Raw genomic sequence first — 26,156 nt, forward strand, 5'->3', positions numbered from 1 at the left:
TAAATATGGACTTAGTACTAGAAACACCAAGATTAATACTTAGAGAAATGCGTCATGAAGATGCAGAAGCATTATTTGAAATGGATTCCAATCCTAATGTTCATACGTATTTATGGCAAAAACCATGTGTTGAAATTCAAGAAGTGTATGATTATATTGAAATGGTTCAAAAACAATATCAAGAACGAGGAATTGGACGATTTTCAACTATTTTAAAAGAAACAGGAGAACTCATTGGCTGGACAGGAATTAAATTTGTAAATGACCATGTAGAAAACGGAAATACTAATTTTTATGATTACGGCTATCGATTAAACGAGAAATTTTGGAATAAAGGTTATGCTACAGAAGCTAGCAAAGCGTGGTTGAAATACGGATTTAACACTATGAAAATCAAAACTATGAACGCTTATACGCATGCGCAAAACGGAGCATCGAATCATGTTTTACAAAAAGTAGGTTTTCAGTTTATAGAAGATTATCCCGATACTCATGGAGTAACTTGGAAATGGTGGCAATTACATCATGATATATAAACTATGATGTAAAAAAATTCTAGAAGTATAATACATTTTTTATTCAATGAAAAAAATAAAAATAGTTGGAGTTCCAGAGCATTTTAATCTTCCTTGGCAATTAGCGATTGAAAATCATGAATTTACAGAAAAAGGAATTGATTTACAATGGACCGACATACCCGAAGGAACAGGTAAAATGTGCCAAATGTTGCGCAACGGAGAAACCGATATAGCAGTAATACTTACCGAAGGCATTGTAAAAGATATTGTAGAAGGCAATCCTAGTAAAATTGTACAAGTGTATGTAAAAACTCCTTTGTTATGGGGTATTCATGTAGATGCTAATTCGAGTTACTATACCCTTTCAGATTTAGAAAATAAAAAAGCAGCAATATCTAGATACGGTTCGGGTTCGCAATTAATGGCTTATGTTAATGCTAATAACCAAGGCTGGAATGCAGAAAAATTACAATTTGAAGTTGTAAACACCATAGATGGCGCTGTTGATGCTCTTACAAATAGAGAGGCTGATTATTTTATGTGGGAGAAATTTATGACTAAACCTCTTGTAGACAAAGGTATTTTTAGAAGACTTGATGATTGCCCTACTCCTTGGCCTTGTTTTGTAATTGCAGTACGCGATGAATTATTGGAAAAAGAACCCAATATAGTAAAACAAATACTTGAAGTAATAAACGCTAAAACCAATCATTTTAAGTATATTACAAATATTGAAAAAATATTATCCGAAAAATACAATCAAAAAATAGAAGATATAAAAACTTGGCTATCTATTACAGAATGGGATAAAAACCCACTCGAAAAAACTATGTTAAACAAAATTCAAAATCAACTATTTGATTTAGAAATTATTAAGAAAAAAGTTACTTTTGCAGAAATTGTAAAACATTTATAGCGTTTTGCAGTTTATACAAAATGGCTACAACAAACCGTATAACATTTTTAAAAAATTTAATAGTAAAACTCCAAATTAAACAACCTTGGGATTTAATTATTATTGCCATTATTGCAATATTACTTACTGTTCCTAGTTTTTTAATAGCCCACCAAAATTTGGTAAATTTAAATTGGAACTACCATTTAGACCGAATTATTTTGTTTGTTTTAATTGCATTAGTCTATTTTTTTATTTTAAAAATTATTCGCAAAATTACAGTTATCTCTATCCTACTCTATGTAATTATTCTTTTTGTAGGTAGCCTCATAAATGGTTACGGGTTTAATAGCATATATAATGATTATCAAGCTATGTTATATTCTATGACCGATAATCCGTATCCGCAAGATATTATAATCAACAAACTTCTTCCTTTTCCCAACAAATCAAAAGTAATACGAGCAATAGATTATAGCAATCCAAAAGTTAGAAATTACGCTTTGGCGGCTGTAAATAAAAATTTTACAAATATAAAAGGCTATAATGATTATTTTACATTGATACAATGCTTTGCTGTTTTTAAAGAAATAAACAAAAATTGGCATTATGTAAGCGATCCAAAAGGAGAAGATTATATTGCAAGCGCTTCAGAATCTTTAAAATATCTTTCTGGAGATTGTGATGACCATTCTATTTTAATGGCTGCATGTGTTCGTGCTATTGGCGGTACACCTCGACTTATACATACCGATGGGCATATTTATCCTGAAATTTTAATTGGTACTCAAAAAGACTTAGAAAACATAAATTATTTAATAAAAAAAGAACTTTTTCGTAGAGAGAATAAAGGAAAACCTCTAAATTACCATATCGATGAGCACGGACAAATATGGCTTAACCTAGATTATACAGCTCGATATCCAGGTGGCCCATTTTTACACGAGGTAATTCTTGGCGCTTTAACATTAGAATAATACTACCACTCTATTTCAGGCTTACCTATCGATTTTAAATAAGCATTTGTTTTGCTAAAATGCTTGTTACCAAACCATAATCCTCGATTTGCACTTAAGGGTGAAGGATGCCCTGTTTCGAGTACAAAATGCTTGTTCCTATCAATTTTACTTCCCTTTTTCTTTGCAAATCCACCCCATAATAAAAATACTACTCCTTGTTTTTCTTTTGATATTTTGTCAATTACAGCATCGGTAAATTGTTCCCAGCCTTTATTTTGATGACTTCCCGCTGTATTTTCTCTCACGGTTAAAGTCGCATTGAGTAATAAAACACCTTGTTTTGCCCAACGTTGCAAATTTCCAGTAGCTGGAAAAGGAATATTCAAATCAGACTCTATTTCTTTAAAAATATTTACTAAAGACGGCGGCATGGCAACACCATCATTTACAGAAAAACATAATCCGTTGGCTTGCCCTAATCCATGATACGGATCTTGACCTATAATTACTACTCGAGTATCTTCAAAAGTACAACTATCAAAAGCTGCAAATATCTCACTTCCTTTAGGAAAACATCGATGAGTAGCGTATTCTGCTTTTACAAAATTTACCAAATTTACAAAGTATTCTTTGTCAAATTCAGCCTGTAAAATGGCTTGCCATGAAGGATTTATTTTAATTGTCATCTGTACAATATTTATTTTGCAAACCTACTATTTTTTATAAGAGAAATTAAAACATATTGGCAAAAACAGCTGTAAAACGATTCAATAATGTAAGGCTAAATAATGTAAATTTGCAATTCGATTTTACGCACTATGATTTCAATAAACCAAAAAACACTACAAGATTTAGAATTTGCTACCCTATTAAAAACCATTTCTAGTTACTGTGTTACAGAAATAGGAACAGAAAAATCTTTTGCAATACAGCCCTTTAAAAATGAAGAAGAATTAATGCCTGCTTTACGGCAAACGTCTGAATATCTTTCTTCATTTGAAAATAACAATGCACTGCCCAATCATGGTTTTGAATCGATTACAAACGAAATAAAATTTTTAAATATTGAAAACAGTTTCTTAGAAGTAGAAAGTTTTAAAAAAATAGCCACACTTGCTGAAACTGCTTATAACTTGCTCATTTTTCTTAAAAAATTCAAAGAGTACTACCCTAGTTTGTATCAAAAGTCTGAGAGTATTGAAGCAACAAAATTAATCAATCAAAAAATAGATGCTGTTCTGGATAAATACGGACAAATAAAAGACAATGCCTCGCCCGATTTGGTTCAAATACGTCGGAATATAAATACTGTACGAGGCAAAATAAATCAAAGTTTTGGAGTGGCGCTATCACAATATCACGGTTTGGGTTATCTTGATGATATTAAAGAAACAATAGTAGATAACCGTAGAGTTTTGGCGGTTTTGGCCATGTACCGTAAAAAAGTAAAAGGAAGTATTTTAGGAAACTCAAAAACAGGAAGCATCGCTTATATTGAACCCGAAGCTACTTTGAGATATTCTCGGGAATTAAACAACTTGGAATATGAAGAGCGAGAAGAAATTATAAAAATATTAAAACAATTAACCAATAATATTCGTCCGTTTACAGAATTACTTATTTCCTACCAAGATTTTTTGAGCGATATAGACGTTGTTGCTGCAAAAGCTTATTATGCCCGAGAAATAAATGGTATATTACCCAATATAACCAACAAAAAAAGGTTGTATTTTAGAGATGCTTTTCACCCTATATTATATCAAACAAACAAATCTAAAAACGAACCTATATACCCACAAACGATAGAATTACAGCAAGACAATAGAATTATTGTTATTTCTGGACCAAATGCAGGAGGAAAAACCATATCGCTTAAAACCATTGGGTTACTACAACTAATGCTACAATGTGGCATACTAATACCCGTTCATGAAAGAAGTGAAACTTTTTTGTTTGATAGAATTTTAACCGATATAGGTGACAATCAATCTATTGAAAATCATTTGAGTACATACAGTTACAGACTCAAAAACATGAATTATTTTTTAAAAAAATGCAACGCTAAAACCTTGTTTTTAATTGATGAATTTGGAACAGGTAGCGACCCCGAACTTGGAGGAGCTTTGGCAGAAACATTTTTGGAAGAATTTTACCATAGAGAAGCCTTTGGAATCATTACAACACACTATACCAATTTAAAAATTTTGGCCAACGAACTTCCTTGCGCTAGTAATGCAAATATGCTCTTCGACGAACATTCATTGGAACCAAAATACAAACTTATTTTAGGACAACCTGGTAGCTCGTTTACATTTGAGGTGGCGCAAAAAAACGGAATTCCTTATGGGCTTATTAATCGAGCAAAAAAGAAAATAGAAAAGAGCAAAGTACGATTTGACCAAACGATTGCTACGCTACAAAAAGAACGCTTTAAACTCGAAAAAACTTCTCAAATATTAAAAGAAGAAGAAAGTAAAGCACGTGAAGAAAGTAAAAAAATGGAGCACATCAACCAGAAAATTCAAGATAAACTAGAACGTTATCAAGAATTGTATGATGCCAATCAAAGATTAATTTATATAGGTCAGAAAATTGATGATATTGCCGAAAGTTATTTTAATAATAAAGATAAAAAAGTACTAATTGGTGAGTTTTTAAAGATGATTGAAATAGAAAATTCTAAGCGAAAAAAAATTTCTGCCAAAGAGAAAAAAGCCATTGAGAAAATTGAAAAACAAACCATAGCCGAAGTTAATGTAAAAGTAGAAGCAATACGAAAAGAGAAAAAAGTTAAGAAAATAAAAGCAAAACAAGAAGCCGAAAACAAACCTAAAGTAGAAATTATTTTGGGCGATAAAGTACGCATGATTGATGGTAAAGCTACAGGTATAGTAGAAAAAATAGATAAAAAAACAGTAACTGTTAATTATGGTTTATTCATATCAAAAGCTAGTATGGAACAACTCGAATTTGTAGAAAGACCTAAAAAATAATTTATTTAATACTTTCTTCTTTAAGCATAAAATCTGCTATTTATTTAATAATCACTATCAAATAAAATACCCCGAAAAATAATAACTCAACTATTTTTCGGGGTACTTATTTAAGTAATAACTATTTTTTAATTTAACTCTTCATGAGTGTCTTTATCAAAAGGTCTTTTTCCAAAAATTTCTTCTAAATCATCTTTAAAAATAACCTCTTTTTCAATAAGAATATCAGCTAGTTTAATGAGTTTATCTTTATTTTCTTCCAAAATTGAAACAGCTCTATCCAATTGTCCGTCTACAATATTCTTAATTTCTTGATCTATAGCAACTGCAGTTTCTTCAGAATAAGGTTTAGAAAAGCTGTATTCGCTTTGCCCCGATGAATCATAATAGGTTATATTACCTATTTTTTCATTAAGTCCATAAATAGAAACCATTGCACGAGCTTGTTTAGTAGCTTTTTCTAAATCGCTTAAGGCTCCAGTAGAGATATCATTAAAAATAACTTTTTCAGCAGCACGACCGCCCATAGTAGCACACATTTCATCAAGCATTTGATTTGGTCGAACAATTAAACGTTCTTCTGGCAAATACCAAGCTGCACCCAAACTTTGTCCACGAGGCACTATCGTTACTTTTACCAAAGGCGCTGCGTGTTCTAGCATCCAACTTACTGTTGCATGACCAGCTTCGTGTATAGCAATGGCTCGTTTTTCGTCTTTAGAAACAATTTTATTTTTCTTTTCTAATCCTCCTACAATTCGATCTACTGCATCTAGAAAATCTTGTTTTGTTACTTCTTTTTTATCCTTTCTTGCAGCTATTAAAGCTGCTTCATTACAAACATTTGCAATATCTGCACCCGAAAACCCTGGTGTTTGTTTTGCTAGAAAATCTGTATCTAAATCATTTCCTTTTTTAAGAGGTTTTAAATGTACTTCAAATATTTCTTTCCGTTCTCTAATGTCTGGTAAATCAACATAAATTTGGCGGTCAAATCTACCTGCTCTCAATAATGCTTTATCCAAAACATCGGCTCTATTGGTAGCTGCCAAAACTATAACATGTGTATTGGTGCCAAAACCATCCATTTCTGTAAGTAGCTGGTTTAAGGTGTTTTCTCTTTCGTCATTAGCACCCGAAAAATTATTTTTCCCTCTGGCTCTTCCTACAGCGTCTATTTCGTCTATAAAAATAATAGCTGGCGATTTTTCTTTAGCTTGTTTAAACAAATCTCGTACACGTGATGCTCCTACACCTACAAACATCTCAACAAAATCAGAACCAGAAAGTGAAAAGAAAGGTACTTTAGCTTCTCCTGCTACAGCTTTTGCTAATAAGGTTTTACCTGTACCTGGAGGCCCTACCAACAAAGCTCCTTTGGGAATTTTTCCTCCTAATGATGTATATTTTTCAGGATTTTTAAGAAATTCTACAATTTCTTGTACTTCTTCTTTTGCTCCTTCTAAGCCTGCTACATCTTTAAATGTTACTTTAACATCTGTTTTTTCATCAAATAATCTTGCTTTAGATTTTCCTATACTAAATATTTGACCTCCGCCTCCAGCGCCACCGCCGCCCATTCTTCTCATCATAAATATCCAAACAGCAATAATAATTACCAATGGCAAAATTGATGATATAATAAATGACATCCAATCGTTCTCAACTTTGTATTCAAAAGTTTTGATTTTCTTTTCTTTGTTGGCTACACTCAATTGATCTTGAATACTTTTGGCATCGCCTACTTGAAATGTATAATGTGGCCCTTTATTAGGGTTATTGAAAATATCTTTCGCAACCTTTGCATTGGCTTTTTCTTTTAAAGCCTGTTGTGTTAAGGTAACTTCTGCTTTCCCAGTACTATAAACAATAACTTTTTCTATTTGACCTTTTTGCAATAAATCATCAAATTTTGAATAACTGATTACAGATTGATTTTCTAAAGCAGAATTTCCAGAAAAATTAATTATAATTAACAATAAAACTAATAATCCCGGTATAATCCATGGATTAAACTTTGTTCCGTTTGGTTTTTTATTTTCGGACATAGTATGTAATTAATAGGTGTATATTAATATTTGTTTTGAATAGAAGTTATCTTGGCATCGCCCCACAACCCTTCTATATTATAATATTCTCTTATATGTTTTTGAAATACATGAACTACAATACTAACATAATCCATAAGAACCCATTCGCCATTGTCTGCACCTTCTACATGCCAAGGTTTATCTTTAAGCTCTTTGGAAACAATTTTTTGTATAGAATGTATTATTGCATTAACTTGGGTATTCGAATTACCATTGCAAATAACAAAATAGTCGCAAACAGCGGTGTCTATTTCTCTTAAATCAAGTATATCAATATCATTACCTTTTACTTCTTCAATGCCTTTTATAATATTTGCTAACAAGACATCTGTGCTAACTTCTTTTTTTACCATGTATGTTTTAATATAATTTGCAAATGTATCAAATTTTGTGCTTATTTTTGAGGCTTAACATAAGTTTAAATTTTTACATCTAATGTCAATTATCAAACTCAATGCCACAAGTTCTACAAATGATTATTTAAAAACGTTATCCAAAAATCAATCTTTAAAAAATTATACTGTTATACTTGCCGATGAGCAAACAAATGGCAGAGGACAAATGGGAACTACATGGAGTTCTGAAAAAGGTAAAAACCTTATCATGAGTGTTTTAATAAAGAATGTGATGAGCGATATTCAACATATTTTTTATTTAAACATGGCTGTTTCTCTATCTGTAGTTCAAGTATTAGAAAGTTTAAAACTTGAAAATATAGCCATAAAATGGCCAAACGACATTATGGCAGGGAATAAAAAAATTGCAGGTATTTTAATAGAAAACACAATAAAACCTGACAATTGTATAGATATTATAATTGGTATAGGGCTCAATGTAAATCAAGAGAATTTTAATAATTTACCCAAGGCAACCTCTTTGTACTGCTATTGTGGAAAAACATTTAATATTGAAGAAATTTGCAAACAAATTGTTGCAGTACTACAGAATAACGTATCAAAACTTCTGGAAAACCATACTTTTCAAAAAGAGTACCATCAGTATTTATATAGAAAAGATATTCCTTCTGTATTTTCAGTAAATAATTTACAATTTATGGGAATAATTGTAGGTGTAAATAGCGAAGGTAAGCTACAAATAAAAGATGAAACCGATACCGTAACAAATTATTCATTAAAAGAAGTAGCGTTGTTAAGTTAAATTTTATACTTTTTTTTATAAGAAAAGCATGACGAATATCATGCCTGTTCATAATTATTCTGTCGAAATTTGTTCTTATTTTAAACAGATATATTATGGCAAATTTTGATATACAACACATTAAAAATGTTGTACTTGTAGGACATACAGGAAGCGGTAAAACCACGCTTATAGAATCTATGCTTTTTGATGCAGGTTCTATTACAAGACGAGGATCAATTATCGATAAGAACACCGTGGGTGATTATACAGAAATCGAACACGAAAAGCAAAAAACACTTTTTTCCAAATTGATTAACACAAAATGGAAAGATTATAAAATTAACCTATTAGACACTCCAGGCTTTGACGATTTTGCAGGTGAAATAATTGGAGCAATGCGTGTAGCAGATTGCGGTCTTATGCTATTAAACGCTACTATGGGTGTAGAAGTAGGTACCGACATTATTTGGGAATATACAGACCAATACAAACTCCCAATGCTTTTGGCAGTAAATCATTTGGATAATGAAAAAGCGGACTTTGATAAAACAGTACGACAAGCAAAAGCTCATTTTGGAAACAATGTAGTTGTAGTTCAATATCCTGTAAATCAAGGAGAAAAATTTGACACGATTATTGATGTACTCAATATGGTTTGTTATAAATACCCAGCAGAAGGTGGAAAACCAGAAAAAATAGCCATACCAGATTCAGAAAGAGAAAGAGCAAATACGTTACACCAAGAACTTATTGAAACGATTGCAGGCAACGATGAAACGTTAATGGAGCGCTTTTTTGAAAAAGGCGAATTGAATGAAGATGAAATGAAATTAGGCTTGCATCATTCATTAATAAAACATGAGATATTCCCAATTTTTTGTGTTTCTGCAAAAAGCAATATGGGTTGTGGCAGAATTATGAGTTTTATAGACAACGTTTGTCCATCTGCTTACGAAATGCCAAAACAAAAAACAATAGACGATAAAGAAATACAATGCTCTGAGAAAGAAAGAACCTCTATTTTTATATACAAAACACTATCTGAACCTCATGTTGGTGATTTAAGTTTTTTTAAAGTATTGTCGGGAAAAATAAAAGTTGGAGATGAACTTACAAATGAAAACACAGGTCAGGTTGAACGTATAAACCAATTATTTGAAGTAGAAGGAAATAAAAAAACTTCTGTAAATGAACTCGTAGCTGGTGATATTGGTGCCACATTAAAACTTAAAGACACACATATTAATAACACTCTACACGAAAAAGGTTTCCCTATAGAAATTATACCTATCGATTTTCCGCATCCAAACTTAACTATCGCTGTTGAGGGTACTAAAAAAGGAGAAGAAGAAAAACTTTCGATGGCTTTACATCAATTGGTAGAAGAAGATCCAACAATAAAAGTAGAAGTTTCTCCAGAATTAAAGCAAACACTTATTCATTGTCATGGCGAACTACATTTGTCTGTAATAAAATGGAAACTTGAAAATGCTTTTAAACTTTCGGTTGAATTTAAAACGCCAAGAATTCCATATAGAGAAACCATAAGAAAATCGGCAGAAACAATCTATAGACACAAAAAACAATCGGGCGGTGCAGGACAATTTGCCGAAGTATCTATGAAAATTGAACCATGGTACGAAGGTATTGAAGAACCTACAGGTTACAGTATAAGAGGTAAAGAAGAAATAGATTTACCTTGGGGTGGAAAACTTGTTTACTACAACTGTATTGTGGGTGGTGCCATAGACGCTCGTTTTCATCCATCTATATTAAAAGGGATTATGGATAAAATGCAACAAGGCCCATTAACTGGTTCTTATGTAAGAGATGTAAGAGTTATTGTTTTTGATGGAAAAATGCACTCTGTAGATAGTAACGATATGGCATTTAAAACTGCGGGTATGATGGCTTTTAAAGAAAATTTCCATAACGCAGACCCTTTATTACTTGAACCTTTTCATCATTTAAAAGTGCATGCTCCAGAAGAGCTCACAGGGTCTATTATGAGTAATATGCAAACGCATAGAGCTGTGGTAGAAGGAATGGATTCTGAAGGACATTTTACTGTAATTACAGGGCATATCCCTTATGCCGAATCGCATAAATTTAGTAGTGACTTACGCTCACTTACACAAGGTAGAGCAAGATTTGAAATGGAATTTAGCCATTATGAACCAGTTCCGTTTGAAATGCAAAAAAATTTAGTAGAACATTTTAAAGACGAAGACGAAGTAGAATAATTTAATAGTTTAAAAAAGCCCCAATAAACAAAATTTATTGGGGCTTTTTTTCTTAATTCTTTAAAACTTTAAAAGTAGTATTGGCATTCGAAGATGTTGATAACTGAATCAAATATAAGCCCTTAGATAAATTACTCATATTTATTTCGTTGCATGTATCAGTGTAAGTGCAATCTTGAATTACATTTCCTGTTATATCATAAATTTTTGAAGCTGTAATTTTTTGAAAACTTTTTACTTTTACAATATCTGAAGTAGGATTTGGGTACAGTTGAATTTCAAAATCAATACTAGTTGGATTAATAGATAGGGTTGGACAATTTATTGATACAGGTGCTAATCTATTTGTGGTTGTTCCATCTCCTATTTGCCCCCCTCCGTTTGCTCCCCAGCCAAACAATTGTGTAGTAATTTTAATAGCTATAGAGTGTGAATCTCCTCCAGTTGCTTTAACCCAATCTGTATCTGTTCCTATTTGTACTGGAGTAGCTCTGTTTGTGGTTGTACCGTCTCCTACTCTACCATTATTATTAAGCCCCCAACCCCATAAAGTTCCATTGGTTTTAATTAAAAAATTATGAAAATCTGCAGCTCCTATACTTAGCCAATCTGTTGCGCTTCCTATTTGAGTAGGTACAATTTTATCTCCAGGAGAGCCATCTCCTAATTGATAATAGGCATTTTGCCCCCAATTCCAAACAGTACCATCATTTTTTTTAGCCAAAGTATGGCTGTAACCAGCACTAATAGTTTGCCAATTTGTAGCCGCTCCTACTTGTGTTGGAACCGATTTTAATGAGTAAGTACCATCGCCTAATTCTCCAGAATCATTTTTTCCCCAAGTCCATAAAGTTCCGTTTGTTTTCAAAGCAACCGAATGATAATATCCATTACTTACGCTTTGCCAATTTATATCTGTTCCAATTTGTACAGGGCTTAGCTTATTTACATTTGTTCCATCGCCAAGTTGTTTAAATACATTGTCTCCCCATGCCCATAAAGTTCCGTTTGTTTTTATAGCTAATGAAAAATAACCTCCTCCGCTAACAGATTGCCAATCATTAGAAGAACCAATTTGTACAGGAGTATTTCTCTGTGTTGTTGTTCCATCTCCTACTTGACCATAGCTATTACTACCCCAAGCCCAAAGTGTTCCATCCGTTTTTATAGCTAATACATGCAATCCTCCAGCATCTACTTTACTCCAATTAGTATCAACTCCTATTTGTGTTGGTACATTTAGACCATTTCCCCATGTCCATAGTGTACCATCAGATTTTATTCCAACTGTAAACGAATGTGCGGTAGTTACAGATTGCCAGCATTGTGCAAACAAATGTGCAGTTAAAAAAAATAAAAATAGTGTAATTTTGTTTCTCATTTTAAATTATTTAATATTAGTAGTAATTATTATTTAAACCTAATAACGTTGATTAGTGTTAAAATTTTGTGCAAAAATAATGAAGAGTAATGTCTTATTTTAACATTTTATTTAGAATAGTATAGCAATTAATGAGTTTTTATATAAAAAAATTAACTAAATAAGTATTTTCTTATATAAAATATAAAAATATAGAGTATTATCAATTTATGTTTTATAAGACAATTCTTATTCAAAAATTATATCCTGTTAAACCATTATAAATTTTACTACAAAAACGTATCTTTGTGCCATGAGATTACACAGAAATTTAGTATACACTACTATAGATTCTATCAATGCCATTTTTAATAATGGAGATTATGCAGACAAAGTAGTTGCCTTAGCTTTAAAAAAAGACAAACGTTGGGGAAGTAATGATCGTAAATTTGTTGCAGAAACTATTTATGATATGGTACGCTGGAAAAGGCTATATGCTGAAATAGCAGAAGTAAAAGAACCCTATTCTAGAGAAGATTTATGGAAAATGTTTGCCGTATGGGCTGTATTAAGAGGTTATCCTATACCCGATTGGAGACAACTTGAAGGAACTCCAAACAGAAAAATTAAAGGTCGATTTGATGAATTGTCAAAAAATCGAGTATTAAGAGAATCAATTCCCGATTGGATTGATAAATTATGTAGCGAAGAACTTGGCGAAGAAATTTGGACTCAAGAACTAGCTGCTCAAAATAAACAAGCTCAAGTAATATTAAGAACAAATACACTTAAAACTACAAAAGAAAAACTTCGAGCCATTTTGATGGATTTGAATATTGAAACCGAATTTCATCAAGAGTATAAAGATGCATTAATACTTAAAGAAAGAGCCAACGTATTTTTAACAGAACCTTTTAAAGAAGGCTTTTTTGAAGTTCAAGATGCATCTTCTCAGCTTGTGGCAGAATTTTTAGATGTACAACCTGGTATGAGAGTTGTAGATACATGCGCTGGTGCTGGTGGAAAAACACTTCACATTGCTTCGCTTATGCAAAACAAAGGGCAAATCATTGCTATGGATTTGTATGAAAGCAAAATGAAACAATTAAAACTTCGAGCCAAAAGAAACGGCGCTTTTAATATAGAATATCGCATTATAGACTCTACAAAAGTTATAAAAAAATTGTACGATAAAGCCGATAGAGTTCTTATTGATGCACCTTGTAGCGGACTAGGTGTTTTAAAAAGAAATCCAGACAGTAAATGGAAACTACAACCCGAGTTTATTGAAAACATAAAAAACACACAACAAGAGATATTACAAAATTATTCAAAAATCGTAAAGCCAGCAGGTAAGTTAGTCTATGCTACTTGTTCTATATTACCTTCTGAAAACCAAAATCAAATTAAGCAATTCTTAAGTTCTGAACAAGGTAAAAATTTTACATTTGTAAAAGATAAAAAAATTCTAGCTTCAGAATCTGGTTTTGATGGGTTTTATATGGCTTTGTTAGAAAGAAAAAATTAAACAATGAAAAAAATGAATCTTTGCTATCTTTTTTTGATAGCTGCAACAGTATCTTTTGCTCAAATCCCTACAGGGTATTACAACACGGCTACAGGAACAGGCTATACCCTAAAAACAAATTTGTATAATATTATAAAAAACCATAATGCTCAAACTTATGGCGATTTATGGACTTTATACACAAACACTGCTTTTAGAGATCACTATTATGAAAATGATAATTCTCTTTTAGATGTGTATTCAGAAAAACCAAATGGGCCTGATGCATATTCTTATACTTCAACTTCTCAACAATGTGGCAGTTATTCGGGTGAAGGAGGGTGTTATAATAGAGAACATACAATACCACAATCTGTTTTTAATTCACAATTGCCTATGTATTCTGATGGGCATTTTGTAATACCTTCTGATGGATATGTAAATGGAATTCGTAGTAATTATCCTTACGGAAAAGTTGGCACTGCTACTTACACATCTAGTAACGGAAGTAAAAAAGGTAATAATCTTAACAGTGGTTATTCTGCTGGATATACTGGAGTAGTATTTGAACCTATAGATGAATTTAAAGGAGATATTGCTCGATGTTTATTTTATTTTGCAACAAGATATCAAGATGTTGTTTCTGGATTTACTTACGATATGTTTAACGGAAGTTCAGATCAAGTATTTACCAATACTTTTTTAAATATTTTAATTAAATGGCATTTAGACGACCCTGTAAGTGCTTATGAAATTGCAAAAAACAATGCCGTTTATGTTCATCAAAACAACAGAAATCCATATATAGATCATCCAGAATATATATGTATGATATGGGGTACACAATGTGCAGCCTTAGCAAATGAAAATTTTGTTGCAACAAATCAAGAAATTACAATTTATCCAAACCCTACTTCACAAAATTTTGTTACCATCAATTCAGCATTATCTGTAAATGATATAGAGGTTTACGCTGTTAATGGCCAATTGATACAAGCTATTCATCAACCTGCTTTTGACAATAATGAGTATCAATTAAATAATTTATCTTCAGGCTTTTATTTGATAAAAATTAGTTTAGAAAACGGTTCTTCGGTATTGAAAAAAGTTATTGTTAATTAGTAATAAAAAAACAATTACAAAAAAGGCTGTCTTTATGTTTAGACAGCCTTTTTTGTTTATATATTTTACTCAATTTCTACGACATTATTATTTTTAAAAAATGTAAAATTAATTTGCCAAAATATTAATGAAATTAGACCGTCAAGTTTTGTAAATTTGTACTATTAAATCGAATTGTTATGAGTAATGCTATTGCGCACAGAATTGCAGATTTTTTAAAAGACTATGAGCCATTTAATCATTTGAATTTTAAAGATTTGACAGAAATATCATCAACTGTAAATGTTTTAAATTTGAATAAAGGCAACATATTATTTCAAATAAATGATACATTGCATGATAGTTTTTATGTGGTTGCCTCTGGTGTAATACATTTATCTGTTATTTCTGATGCCGAAGAAGCATTGATTGGCAAATGCTATGCAGGAGATATATTTGGATTGCGTCCGTTTTTTGCCAAAAATAATTATCAAATGACTGCCAAAGCGCGTGAAGATAGTATTGTTTATGCCATTCCTATTGATACATTTAAGCCGTTTGTAGCTCAAAATCCAGATGTTTTAGACTTTCTATTACAAAGTTTTGCAACAAATTCGAAAAGTAGTATCGATAACAAATCAAAAAATGCTATTTCAGATTCTTATAGTATTACAGAAAGTCAAAACGATTTACTCTACTTTCAATCGCTTACCTACAATAAAAAGCCAATCATTATTGCTGCAAAAACTCTCATAAAAGAAGCCGCGCAATTAATGACAAACAATTTACATGACAACGCACTTATAATTGAAAATGATCAACCTATAGGCATTGTTACCGATAAAGATTTTAGGTCTAAAGTTGCTACAGGCAGGGTTTCTCTATCTCAAACTGTAGATCAAATTATGGCATCGCCTGTTATTACAGTTGCCGAAAATATCTCGGTTGCCGAAGCTCAACTCGTTATGCTTAAACACGAAGTTTCACATTTGTGTGTAACACACGATGGCACAGATAAAAGTCATGTAAAAGGAATTATTTCTGAACACGATTTAGTTGTTTCTCAAGCAAATAACCCAGGTGTATTAATTAAAGAAATTAAGAGAGCTCAAAATTCTAAAGACCTAAAACAAGTACGTGACAAACTGACTGATATTATTTTAAACTCGATTCAAAAAAATATACCTCTTTCACATATAAATAGTTTATCGGGCGAAATTACCATTGCTATGGTAAAAAGAGCTGTAGAACTTTCAATACTAGATTTAGGCTCACCTCCTGCCCGATTTGCTTTTTTATCTATAGGAAGTCAAGGCAGAAAAGAACAATTGCTTTTTACAGATCAAGACAATATTTTGGTGTTTGAAGATGTAGCTCCAGAAAAATATAGAGATATTAAGGATTACTTTGTAAAATTATCCAAAAAAACGACATCTATATTAGAAAAAACAGGATACAATCTTTGTCCATACGGACATAATGCAAGCAATATTAATTGGTGTAAATCTGTTTCAGAATGGGAAAAAATATACAACAGTTGGATGAATACTCCTGGAGAAAATACTCAAGACATCAGTCCAATCTTTTTTGACTATGAAATGGCTTTTGGAGAACAAAAAATTGAAGATTTTATTACCGAAATTATATTTAAAAACCCGAAAAAGAATACTCTATTTTTTGATTATTTAGGAAACTATACCATAAAAAAACCTGTTCCTTTAAACTTCTTTAAAAAATTCACTGTTGAAGAAGAAGGCTCGTATAAAGGGAAATTTGATATAAAAAACAAAGGTATTGCTCCTTTGGTTGATGGCGCTCGACTTATGGTACTCTATTTAGGTATTAAAGGCTTCAATAGTACCTATTTACGTTATAAACAATTGGCTATTATAGACCCGAAATTTTCCGAAATTTACCTCAATTGCGCCGAAGCATTTTTAACATTAAGTAAATATAGAACTCTAGAAGGTATTAAAAATGATTCTGACGGGCAATATATTAATTTAGATGAATTGTCAAAAATTGACAAAGAAAAAATTAAAGCATCTTTTACAGCCTTTAAAGATTTGGAAGAAATGATTAAAGATAGAATTCAACTCACTCAATTTTCATAAATTATGTTGGATTGGTTAAAAAACATTGGGAAAGATTACCCTGACTATTGGAAAAATTATCTTTCAAAATTTGAAAAAAAACCATCACGTTTTGTAGCTTTAAGCTTAGAAACTACAGGATTGAACCCCAAAAAAGATATTATTCTTTCGGTGGGTGCAATTGGTATTGAGCATAATAAAATTGTCGTGAAAGATGTACTAGAAATAGAATTTCCTAAACCTATTAAAGAAGAAGTTTCTGAAAATGTAATCGATCAAATGTTTAAAGATGTTAGAGTTCCTAAAGTTACAGAAAGTGTAGCTCTAGAAAAACTAATAGATTATATTGGAAACTCTGTTATTGTAGGACATAGAACTCTTTTTGATATCGAAATAATTAACGAAACGTTGGAAAAATACAATTGTGGTCGGCTTAAAAATGAATCGTTAGACATTGAAGTTATGTATAAAAAACTTCTCGATATTAACGATAAGAATTTTTCTCTGGACGATTTAAAAAAAATATATAAAATAAACACTTCAGATAGAACCTCTACTGTAGAAGATGCTTATTCGATTGGGTTATTATTTTTAAAATTAAAATCAAAACTAGATATTCATATCCAAGCTTAAAATTTTATTTTTTGTAAGTGTTCTTGCACATAGCTATGCATTACAGGTTTGTAGTCTAGGTGTGTTACTATTCGTAATTTACCTTCGCCCATAGAACTAATATGGATATTTTTTTGTTTTAGTTTTTCTATTACCCATTTTTCTTCAAGACCTGTTCTTACAGTAAATATTACAATATTGGTTTCAACCTCTTCTACTTTGTGTACCCATTCCAATTGTTGTAATTGATTACCTAATTCTTTTGCTCTTTTATGGTCTTCTTCCAGTCTAGCAACATTATGTTGTAACGCATACATTCCTGCAGCTGCCAAATATCCTGCTTGGCGCATGCCTCCACCAAATAATTTTCTTACTCGGTACGCTTTTTTAATCTGCTCTTTTGAACCCAAAAGAACAGAACCAACAGGAGCTCCTAATCCTTTAGAAAAACAAACAGAAATAGTGTCAAACAATGCACCAAATTGAGTTGGGTGTTGTTTTTTAGCGATTAAAGCATTCCATAATCTAGCGCCATCTAGATGATAAGCTAAGTTATTTTGTGTGCAAATCTCTTTTATTTTTTGTAATTCTAATAAATTATAACAAGCACCACCTCCTTTGTTTGTAGTATTTTCTATACTTACCAATTTTGTATAAGCCAAATGAATATTTTCTGGATCATTAATAGCTTGACTTACTTGCTGTGCTGTAATCATGCCTCTAGTACCATCAATCAATTTACACGAAATACCACTATTTGCAGCTGCGCCTCCACCTTCGTATAAATAAATATGCGACCATTTATCGCAAATAACTTCATCTCCTGGGTTAGTATGTATTTTTAAAGCTGTTTGGTTTGCCATAGTTCCACTCGGAAAAAACAAAGCATCTTCTTTTCCAAAAAGTTGCGCTACTGTTTGTTCAAATTCTAGTACTGTAGGATCTTGCTTAAAAACATCATCGCCTACTTTAGCATGAAACATATACTGCAACATTTCATTGGAAGGCCTAGTAACGGTATCACTAATTAAATTAATTTCCATATAAAATATATAAGAATTACTTTTGCACTACAAAACTACTATTAATTTATGACAAATACCGAACAAATTAAAGGTATCGTAGAACGTCTTGGTGCGTTGAGGAGGTATCTTTGACATTGATGCAAAATTGATTGAAATTACCAACGAAGAAGAAAAAACTTTTGCTCCAAATTTTTGGAATAATGCAAAAGAAGCCGAAATCGTGGTAAAAAATTTGCGTACTAAAAAAAAGTGGGTAGAAGATTATCAAAAAGCAGAAAATTTACTTGAAGAACTGCAAATAGTATTTGATTTTTTTAAAGAAGGCGATGCTACCGAAGAAGAACTCGATGCCATTTATTTTCAAACCTTAAACTTAATTGAAAATCTTGAGTTTAAAAATATGCTTTCTGATGAAGGAGATAGCCTAAGTGCTGTTTTACAGATAACTGCTGGTGCGGGTGGAACAGAGAGTTGTGATTGGGCATCTATGCTTATGCGTATGTATATGATGTGGGCCGAAAAACAAGGTTATAAAATTAAAGAATTAAACTTTCAAGAAGGTGATGTAGCAGGTATAAAAACTGTTACATTAGAAATAGAAGGCGATTTTGCTTTTGGCTATTTAAAAGGAGAAAATGGAGTACATAGACTCGTTCGAATTTCACCTTTTGACAGTAATGCCAAAAGGCATACCTCATTTGCTTCAGTATATGTTTATCCTCTTGTAGATGATACCATAGAAATAGCAATTAGCCCTGCTGATATAGAAATTACTACTGCTCGATCAAGCGGTGCTGGTGGTCAAAATGTAAATAAAGTTGAAACCAAAGTTCAATTATTACATAAACCCACAGGTATTCAAATACAATGTTCAGAAACGCGCTCGCAGCATGATAATAGAGAAAGAGCTATGCAAATGCTACGTTCTCAACTTTATGAAAAAGAATTAAAAAAGCGCTTAGAACAAAGAGCCGATATTGAAGCAAACAAAATGAAGATAGAATGGGGTTCTCAAATACGCAATTATGTGATGCATCCTTATAAATTGGTAAAAGATGTTCGTACAAGTTATGAAACTAGTGATGTAGAAAGTGTGATGAATGGAAATTTAGACGAATTTTTAAAAGCATACCTCATGATGATGGGACAAAAAGAGGAATAAAACCATAATACTAAAGTAATTGCTAATTATTTACCACTAAAAAATGCCGTACTCTAATCTAGAATACGGCATTTTTAATGTTTTGTTTTAAATATATGTTAGATAAACAGATTTACTAAATAATAAACAAGCATAGCAATAAGTGCAGAAACGGGTATTGTAAGTACCCAAGCCCATAATAAATTTACGGTAACACCCCAACGTACTGCCGAAACGCGTTTGGTTACGCCTACACCAATAATTGAACCAGTAATAGTATGTGTTGTTGAAACAGGAACTTTAAAATGCTCTGTTGTAAATAAGGTTAAAGCCCCAGCAGACTCTGCGACAACCCCTTCAAAAGCATTTACTTTAGTAATTTTAGATCCCATAGTTTTTACAATTTTCCAACCACCGCTTAGTGTGCCCAAACCAATTACGGTATAACAAGCCAAAGGAATCCAACCTGGCATAATACTTTTGTCTATGTCCACATTAAGATCTAACCAAAAATCAGATAATTTTAAATTATAATCTCTTACTGCAATAGTAACAGCCGCTGCAATAATACCCATTACTTTTTGAGAATCGTTACCACCATGCCCTAAACTAAAAGATGCAGATGATAAAAGTTGCATTTTTTTTAATGTTTTTTCTGCCTTTGCAGTAGGCATCGAACTAAAAAATAAATTGAAAATGGCTAAACTGTAAAATATAATTCCTACCAAAAACCATTTTATATTTTCAGGATATGCCAAAAACGATAAAAATTTATTAGAAAATCTTTGTTTTTCTGGAGAAAAATCTAAAACTGTAGAAAAAAACCAACCTACCAAAAGCATTAAACTAATCGTAAACAATTTTGGATAAATACTCTTTTTGGAAGAATGCAACAACCAAATAGATATAAAATACGAAATTACCATACCCAACAATGGTGCTAAAGCAATAAAAGCAATAACAATAAGAACACCTGTGGGTAAATGACCATCTTCACCAGGTTTATACCAATTTACTACATTAAAACCAGCATGAGCAATAGCAGCTCCTGCAAAACCTCCTATCAAAGTATGCGATGATGATGAAGGAATACCTTTCCACCATGTAAATAAGTTCCAAATAATAGCCGCAATAACGCCAGCTAGTATAACTACCAAATCTATATGCTCTGTTTTTGCTGTTTTTGCAACAGTATTGGCAACTCCAAAACCAAAAACCCAATAGGCTAAAAAATTAAAAAAAGCAGCCCAAACTACTGCTTGAAACGGCGATAATACTTTGGTAGCAACTATAGTTGCAATAGAATTTGCGGCATCATGGAAACCATTGATATAATCAAATATCAACGCTAATACTATAATAACGATAAGTAATGTCATATATAAATTACGAATGTTTTACCAAAATTTGTTCCATTACATTGGAAACACTTTTACACTTGTCTGATGCAGATTCCAAAGCAGAAAGTACTTCTTTATATTTTATTATATTCTTAGCATCAGTTTCATTTTCAAAAATATCGGCTACAGCTTTATCAAATACAGAATCGGCTTTACTTTCCAATTTATTAATTCTTTTACAAGTATCCTTAAGTGTTTTAGGATTTTTCATATCCTTCAATTCTGTAATTCCTACAAGAATTAATTGACATGCTTCTAAGTTAATCTCAGTAAGTTTTCTAATCGATTTTGTAATTTTATCCACTTGGTATAAACGCATTTTACTTGCAGCCCCATGCATAAAATCTGCAACATTATCTAGTGATTTTACAAGAGCATGTATATCTTCTCTATCAAACGGAGTGATAAAATTTCTACTCAACTCCAAATGTGTTTTATGTGTAATCTCTTCTATTTTAGCTTCTAGTTCTTCTACTTTATTAAAAAAGTTTTCACGTTCCGTTTTAGGTGCATTCACTCCTTCGTGCAAGGTTTCAGCCAAAACAATTAAATTTTTTGCAGCCTCTTCAAAAAGAGGGAAGAACTTTTTATCCTTAGGAACAAAATACTGAAAAATACTGTTTAGTGTCATTATAATCTAAATTTTACTAAGCAAAAGTACAGTAGTATTGTTAAGCTAGTGTTAAGATAATATGATTTTGAAGTTATTATAATTTACAATTTCTTAAAGATAATAAATTGACAAGGTATTACACACATTTACTTTTTATTTTCTACATTTTTTGTATTTTTACTCAAATCAAAACAGCAAACAAATGGACATTAACTTCAATATAAATGAAGATTTTAATAAATTACAAGTTTCATCTTTAAGGCAAAAATTTGCCAAAGTAATGCTTGGAGGAGGTGAAAAAAGAATAGAAAAATTACATGCTGAAGGAAAAATGACAGCTCGCGAGCGTATCGATTATTTATTAGATCGAGATACAAATGCTATAGAAATTGGAGCTTTTGCTGGAGATGGCATGTATCTTGAGCATGGAGGATGTCCTTCGGGCGGTGTGGTTGTAAAAATAGGTTATATTTCTGGTAAACAATGTATTGTAGTAGCAAATGATGCTACGGTAAAAGCAGGTGCTTGGTTTCCTATTACAGGCAAGAAAAACTTAAGAGCACAAGAAATCGCTATAGAAAACAAGCTTCCTATAATATACCTAGTAGATTCTGCTGGAGTATATTTGCCAATGCAAGATGAAATTTTTCCTGACAAAGAGCATTTTGGGAGAATATTTAGAAATAACGCCATTATGAGTAGTATGGGAATCACACAAATAGCCGCTGTAATGGGTAGCTGTGTAGCGGGCGGTGCTTACTTACCTATTATGAGTGATGAAGCTATGATTGTAGATAAAACAGGAAGTATTTTTTTGGCAGGAAGCTATTTAGTAAAAGCTGCTATTGGAGAAAACATTGATAACGAAACACTTGGTGGTGCTACTACACATTGCGAAATATCGGGTGTTACAGATTACAAAGCCAAAGATGATAAAGACGCTTTGGATAGAATAAAAAATATTGTAGGCAAAATAGGTGATTTTGAAAAAGCGGGCTTTAACAGAGCAAAACCACAAAAACCTAGTGCAAACGAACAAGACATTTATGGTATCATTCCAAAATCGAGAAGTGACCAATATGATATGCTCGAAATTATTAAACGTTTGGTTGATAATTCTGAAATGGATATGTATAAACCCGACTATGGAAAATCTATAATTACGTGTTATGCTAGAATTGATGGTTGGGCAGTAGGTATTGTAGCGAACCAAAGAATTGTATCAAAAACAAAAAAAGGAGAAATTCAGTTTGGCGGAGTAATATATTCTGATTCTGCCGACAAAGCTACCCGATTTATTGCCAACTGCAATCAGAAAAAAATACCTCTTCTTTTCCTACAAGATGTAACTGGTTTTATGGTAGGAAGCAAATCTGAACATGGCGGTATTATAAAAGATGGAGCAAAAATGGTAAATGCAGTTGCCAATTCGGTAGTGCCAAAATTTACCGTGGTTGTTGGAAATTCTTACGGTGCTGGTAATTATGCAATGTGTGGCAAGGCCTACGACCCTCGATTGATTGTAGCATGGCCAAGTGCAGAACTCGCCGTAATGGGTGGCACACAAGCTGCTAAAGTGTTGTTGCAAATAGAAGCGTCTTCTTTGAAAGCCAAAGGAGAAGTACTAGACGAAGCCAAAGAAAAAGAATTGTTTGATAAAATTAAAGCGAAATATGATGCTCAAGTATCTCCATATTATGCAGCAGCTCGATTATGGACAGATGCGATAATAGATCCTTTGGATACCAGAAAATGGATTTCTATGGGTATTGAGGCTGCCAATAATGCTCCTATTGAGAAAAAATTTAATTTAGGTGTTATACAAGTTTAACGTAACTTCGATGTAAAAGGTGTAAAAATGTTGTAAAAAATTATGACATACAAAATTCTTATTATAAATATAAATTCTAAATTTTGATTATGCTTCAGTATAAGAGAATTATACATCTTTTTTATTTTATTGATAATTTGTAAATAATTTATTGAAAATTGTCAAAACCAAATAATTTCAGCTAAAATAATGCACTTTTAAGTCGAATTTATCTTTACAATAAGTAATTACAATTGTTTTTTATATTCATACCACATAATTTTAAAATTTTTATCTTGAATATGAATATAAATTTTTGACTAATATGTTTCTTAATCTATTAAGTTAAAATAGAATGATTGAATTAAAATCTTCGTTCTTTATTCTAATGATGTTTTAATTTAAAATAAAAGCTTCCTAATTATATATTTGATCCAAATATACTTAGAATTAGAGATTTAAGAATAGGTCAACATAAACATTAAAAGAATTAGCAAAAAGAAGGAAAATGTTCGCTAAGGTTATTTTTTGATATTAAACTTAGTACAATAACTAACGAATATGGCAGAATTATTAATTTGATGATTACTCCAGCCAATGTAAATAATATAAGTATTAAAAATAAAATTATTAACTCAAGTTAAAGATAGTTTTTATATAAGAGAAAGAGTAATTAATAGACCAAAACAATAGTGAAAAGATAAAAAAAAACAATTTCCGACCAATAAAAATACTTTAAAATAGAACATTAAAGAAACCCTTTTAAAATAACTAATTCAATAGTATGTTCCCTTATCTAATTACTTATAACTTTAAAGAGAAAACTAACTATAATTAAAAACTATTTGGTAGACAAAAAACAATTAATCCTTGATAATAATTTTAAATTATAAACAACTTTTTCAAAGTAGATTTTTAGTATAAACATACTGTAAAAAACTATTAAAATAAAGTATCACTAAAAGCAAAAATGTTAAAAAATTAGTATTAACCATTCTAAACAACCCTTCTATTAAAATACAATCTCCAATAAATATTTTATTATGTTTACTACTAGATGTATTTTCATTAAATGAAGAAGAAATTAAGTCCTTTTATAAAAATATTTTAGCTCAAACATTTAAAAATGAAAATTAATCTCAAGAAATAAATTTTCAATCACTTGAAAGAGGATTGAGTAAATTACAAACTCGTTATAAATCAATTGAGCAAAAGTTCTTTGACGACATTATTGATGTAAAAACATATAATGAAATGAAGCGAAAAACTGATATACTAATAAGTGATATAAAAATGGAATTATAAGAAATTAAAAACAAAAGCAAAGATTTTGAAAAACATTTAGAGGAAGGAATTTCATTTTTAACCAATATAAACACCATATACAATAACGCTCCAATTCACCTTAAAAGAGAAATAATACAATCATTATTTAATGAGAAGCTGATTTTTATACACCAAAGTGTTTTTTAACTGCAAATTTGGATGAAATTATAACAACCACCTTAACACAAAAGAAAAAATTGAAATACTTGAAAATCAACTAAAAAACAAACTACATCAAAAATATATTTTAGCTTTTAAATCCCTTGAAATAAAAGGGATTTTTCATTTAAACATGTTTTTTAGTCATTTCGGTTCGATATTACCAAAAAAAATGCAATTAAAAAATCGACAATATTAAATCGCTTTTTATAGCTTCATCTTCTCCTTATAACTTCTTGTAAATCAAACAAATACAAATATTTTAAAATAAAAAATCCCGCCTTTTCAAGCGGGATTACCAATTAAGGGTGAATGAGGGGTCTCGAACCCCCGACCTTCGGAACCACAATCCGACGCTCTAACCAACTGAGCTACAATCACCATTTGTTTGCGGTTGCAAATATACTTCAAATCTTAATATCTGCAAATATTTTTTAAATAAAATCAAAACAAATCACTTAAACTATTGACTGCCAAATACCTTTCGGTAGTAAATCCTTCGGCATATTCTACTCCTACCAATCTTCCTAAGTCTTGAGAACGGTATTTTAAACTTTCTTTAAAGTTTTTTGAAGTAATTGGTGTTTCGGGTTCATTAGAATTTGGGTCGTAAAACTGAGATTGATAAGCTAAAATAGCATTAACTTTGGTATCTATAAAATTGGAAATATCTACAACAAAATCGGGTTCTAAATTTTGCCATTGAATGTAATGGTATACATTTTTTGGACGCCAAGCCAATTGGCTGTTACCTAAATCATCAAAAGTTTCAATTTTTCTCAAACCAGATAAAAAACAAGCATCAGAAACCAATTTACTACCTTTACCATGATCGATATGTCTATCTTGTATAGCATTGCAAACTACAATTTCTGGGCGGTATTTTCGAATAACTTTAATGACTTCTAGTTGGTGTTTTTCATCATTTACAAAAAAACCATCGCGCATATTTAGATTTTCTCTAATGGTAACTCCTAATATTTTGGCCGCTGCATCGGCTTCTTTATCTCGTATTTCTTTTGTTCCTCTAGTACCTAGCTCTCCTCTTGTTAAATCTATAATTCCAACTTTTTTACCCAGTGAAATTTCTTTGGCAATTGTACCACTACAGCTAAGTTCTACATCATCTGGGTGAGCTCCAAATGCCAATATATCTAATTTTAATTCCATA

20 protein-coding genes, 1 tRNA gene and 1 pseudogene are annotated in these 26,156 nt (G+C 31.3%); 13 read left to right on the forward strand and 9 right to left on the reverse strand.

Annotated features, from left to right (window positions below):
• Positions 1-5: 5 nt before the first annotated feature.
• Genes Q361_RS08185 through Q361_RS08195 form a run of 3 tightly spaced genes read left to right on the forward strand, consistent with a single transcriptional unit; the run spans position 6 to position 2,390 of the window.
• Positions 6-536, forward strand: coding sequence for a GNAT family N-acetyltransferase (locus Q361_RS08185; protein ID WP_103726237.1), 531 nt, complete (start codon positions 6-8; stop codon positions 534-536).
• Between the two features lie 46 nt (positions 537-582).
• Positions 583-1,434 carry a substrate-binding domain-containing protein gene (locus tag Q361_RS08190; RefSeq protein WP_103726238.1) on the forward strand — a complete coding sequence of 284 codons (852 nt, stop codon included), beginning with the start codon at positions 583-585 and terminating at the stop codon, positions 1,432-1,434.
• Positions 1,435-1,454: 20 nt separating this feature from the next.
• Positions 1,455-2,390, forward strand: coding sequence for a transglutaminase (locus Q361_RS08195; RefSeq protein WP_103726239.1), 936 nt, complete (start codon positions 1,455-1,457; stop codon positions 2,388-2,390).
• Positions 2,391-2,392: 2 nt separating this feature from the next.
• Here the strand turns inward: Q361_RS08195 and Q361_RS08200 are convergent, their stop codons facing one another.
• Positions 2,393-3,058: a uracil-DNA glycosylase gene (locus Q361_RS08200; protein WP_103726240.1), complete on the reverse strand. Its 666-nt coding sequence runs from the start codon at positions 3,056-3,058 to the stop codon at positions 2,393-2,395.
• A gap of 132 nt (positions 3,059-3,190) precedes the next feature.
• Here Q361_RS08200 and Q361_RS08205 point away from each other — a divergent pair, with 132 nt between their 5' ends.
• Positions 3,191-5,365: an endonuclease MutS2 gene (locus Q361_RS08205; RefSeq protein WP_103726241.1), complete on the forward strand. Its 2,175-nt coding sequence runs from the start codon at positions 3,191-3,193 to the stop codon at positions 5,363-5,365.
• 128 nt (positions 5,366-5,493) lie between these two features.
• Here the strand turns inward: Q361_RS08205 and ftsH are convergent, their stop codons facing one another.
• On the reverse strand, positions 5,494-7,413 hold the full coding sequence (ftsH, locus tag Q361_RS08210) for an ATP-dependent zinc metalloprotease FtsH (protein WP_103726242.1): 1,920 nt from the start codon (positions 7,411-7,413) through the stop codon (positions 5,494-5,496).
• 23 nt (positions 7,414-7,436) lie between these two features.
• Entirely contained in the window at positions 7,437-7,808 is a 372-nt protein-coding gene (gene rsfS, locus Q361_RS08215) for a ribosome silencing factor (protein ID WP_103726243.1), read from the reverse strand.
• A gap of 82 nt (positions 7,809-7,890) precedes the next feature.
• Between rsfS and Q361_RS08220 the strand changes: the two genes are divergently transcribed.
• On the forward strand, positions 7,891-8,613 hold the full coding sequence (locus tag Q361_RS08220; RefSeq protein WP_103726244.1) for a biotin--[acetyl-CoA-carboxylase] ligase: 723 nt from the start codon (positions 7,891-7,893) through the stop codon (positions 8,611-8,613).
• A gap of 95 nt (positions 8,614-8,708) precedes the next feature.
• Positions 8,709-10,838 (forward strand): elongation factor G, encoded by a 2,130-nt coding sequence (locus tag Q361_RS08225; protein ID WP_103726245.1) that lies wholly within the window; start codon positions 8,709-8,711, stop codon positions 10,836-10,838.
• A 52-nt stretch (positions 10,839-10,890) separates the two neighbouring features.
• Here the strand turns inward: Q361_RS08225 and Q361_RS08230 are convergent, their stop codons facing one another.
• On the reverse strand, positions 10,891-12,219 hold the full coding sequence (locus Q361_RS08230; protein WP_103726246.1) for an RCC1 domain-containing protein: 1,329 nt from the start codon (positions 12,217-12,219) through the stop codon (positions 10,891-10,893).
• A gap of 292 nt (positions 12,220-12,511) precedes the next feature.
• On the opposite strand from Q361_RS08230, the gene Q361_RS08235 reads away from it, so the two are divergent.
• From Q361_RS08235 to Q361_RS08250, 4 genes are all read left to right on the forward strand, one after another.
• Positions 12,512-13,726 carry an RsmB/NOP family class I SAM-dependent RNA methyltransferase gene (locus Q361_RS08235; RefSeq protein WP_103726247.1) on the forward strand — a complete coding sequence of 405 codons (1,215 nt, stop codon included), beginning with the start codon at positions 12,512-12,514 and terminating at the stop codon, positions 13,724-13,726.
• A gap of 3 nt (positions 13,727-13,729) precedes the next feature.
• Positions 13,730-14,827, forward strand: a complete 1,098-nt coding sequence (locus Q361_RS08240; RefSeq protein WP_103726248.1) for an endonuclease — start codon at positions 13,730-13,732, stop codon at positions 14,825-14,827.
• Between the two features lie 179 nt (positions 14,828-15,006).
• Positions 15,007-16,920 carry a DUF294 nucleotidyltransferase-like domain-containing protein gene (locus Q361_RS08245; RefSeq protein WP_103726249.1) on the forward strand — a complete coding sequence of 638 codons (1,914 nt, stop codon included), beginning with the start codon at positions 15,007-15,009 and terminating at the stop codon, positions 16,918-16,920.
• A gap of 3 nt (positions 16,921-16,923) precedes the next feature.
• The gene (locus Q361_RS08250) at positions 16,924-17,532 is read left to right on the forward strand and encodes a 3'-5' exonuclease (RefSeq protein WP_103726250.1); all 609 of its coding nucleotides are present in this window, start codon (positions 16,924-16,926) and stop codon (positions 17,530-17,532) included.
• Here Q361_RS08250 and Q361_RS08255 read toward each other — a convergent pair.
• The gene (locus Q361_RS08255) at positions 17,529-18,554 is read right to left on the reverse strand and encodes a threonine aldolase family protein (protein WP_103726251.1); all 1,026 of its coding nucleotides are present in this window, start codon (positions 18,552-18,554) and stop codon (positions 17,529-17,531) included. The two genes, Q361_RS08250 and Q361_RS08255, sit on opposite strands and share 4 nt — an antisense overlap.
• A gap of 48 nt (positions 18,555-18,602) precedes the next feature.
• Between Q361_RS08255 and prfB the strand changes: the two genes are divergently transcribed.
• Positions 18,603-19,698, forward strand: a protein-coding gene (gene prfB, locus Q361_RS08260) for a peptide chain release factor 2 (RefSeq protein ID WP_146046994.1) whose coding sequence is annotated in 2 segments (ribosomal slippage) — positions 18,603-18,665 and positions 18,667-19,698 — 1,095 coding nt in all. Because the reading frame shifts where the segments join, the coding sequence is not laid out codon by codon here.
• A gap of 98 nt (positions 19,699-19,796) precedes the next feature.
• Here prfB and Q361_RS08265 read toward each other — a convergent pair.
• Both Q361_RS08265 and Q361_RS08270 read right to left on the reverse strand, forming a co-directional pair.
• The gene (locus Q361_RS08265) at positions 19,797-21,056 is read right to left on the reverse strand and encodes an inorganic phosphate transporter (RefSeq protein WP_103726253.1); all 1,260 of its coding nucleotides are present in this window, start codon (positions 21,054-21,056) and stop codon (positions 19,797-19,799) included.
• A gap of 7 nt (positions 21,057-21,063) precedes the next feature.
• Positions 21,064-21,708 (reverse strand): DUF47 domain-containing protein, encoded by a 645-nt coding sequence (locus tag Q361_RS08270; protein ID WP_103726254.1) that lies wholly within the window; start codon positions 21,706-21,708, stop codon positions 21,064-21,066.
• Positions 21,709-21,892: 184 nt separating this feature from the next.
• Between Q361_RS08270 and Q361_RS08275 the strand changes: the two genes are divergently transcribed.
• Positions 21,893-23,521 carry an acyl-CoA carboxylase subunit beta gene (locus tag Q361_RS08275; protein ID WP_103726255.1) on the forward strand — a complete coding sequence of 543 codons (1,629 nt, stop codon included), beginning with the start codon at positions 21,893-21,895 and terminating at the stop codon, positions 23,519-23,521.
• Positions 23,522-24,009: 488 nt separating this feature from the next.
• Positions 24,010-24,144: pseudogene (locus Q361_RS13990) on the forward strand (hypothetical protein); the annotation flags it as partial.
• A gap of 1,147 nt (positions 24,145-25,291) precedes the next feature.
• Here the strand turns inward: Q361_RS13990 and Q361_RS08285 are convergent.
• A tRNA-His gene (locus Q361_RS08285) sits at positions 25,292-25,367 on the reverse strand.
• A gap of 62 nt (positions 25,368-25,429) precedes the next feature.
• The gene (gene bshB1 / locus Q361_RS08290) at positions 25,430-26,155 is read right to left on the reverse strand and encodes a bacillithiol biosynthesis deacetylase BshB1 (protein WP_103726256.1); all 726 of its coding nucleotides are present in this window, start codon (positions 26,153-26,155) and stop codon (positions 25,430-25,432) included.
• Position 26,156: the final 1 nt, after the last annotated feature.

The organism is Flavobacterium croceum DSM 17960 (genome assembly GCF_002917885.1).
Classification (GTDB): Bacteria; Bacteroidota; Bacteroidia; order Flavobacteriales; family Flavobacteriaceae; genus Flavobacterium; species Flavobacterium croceum.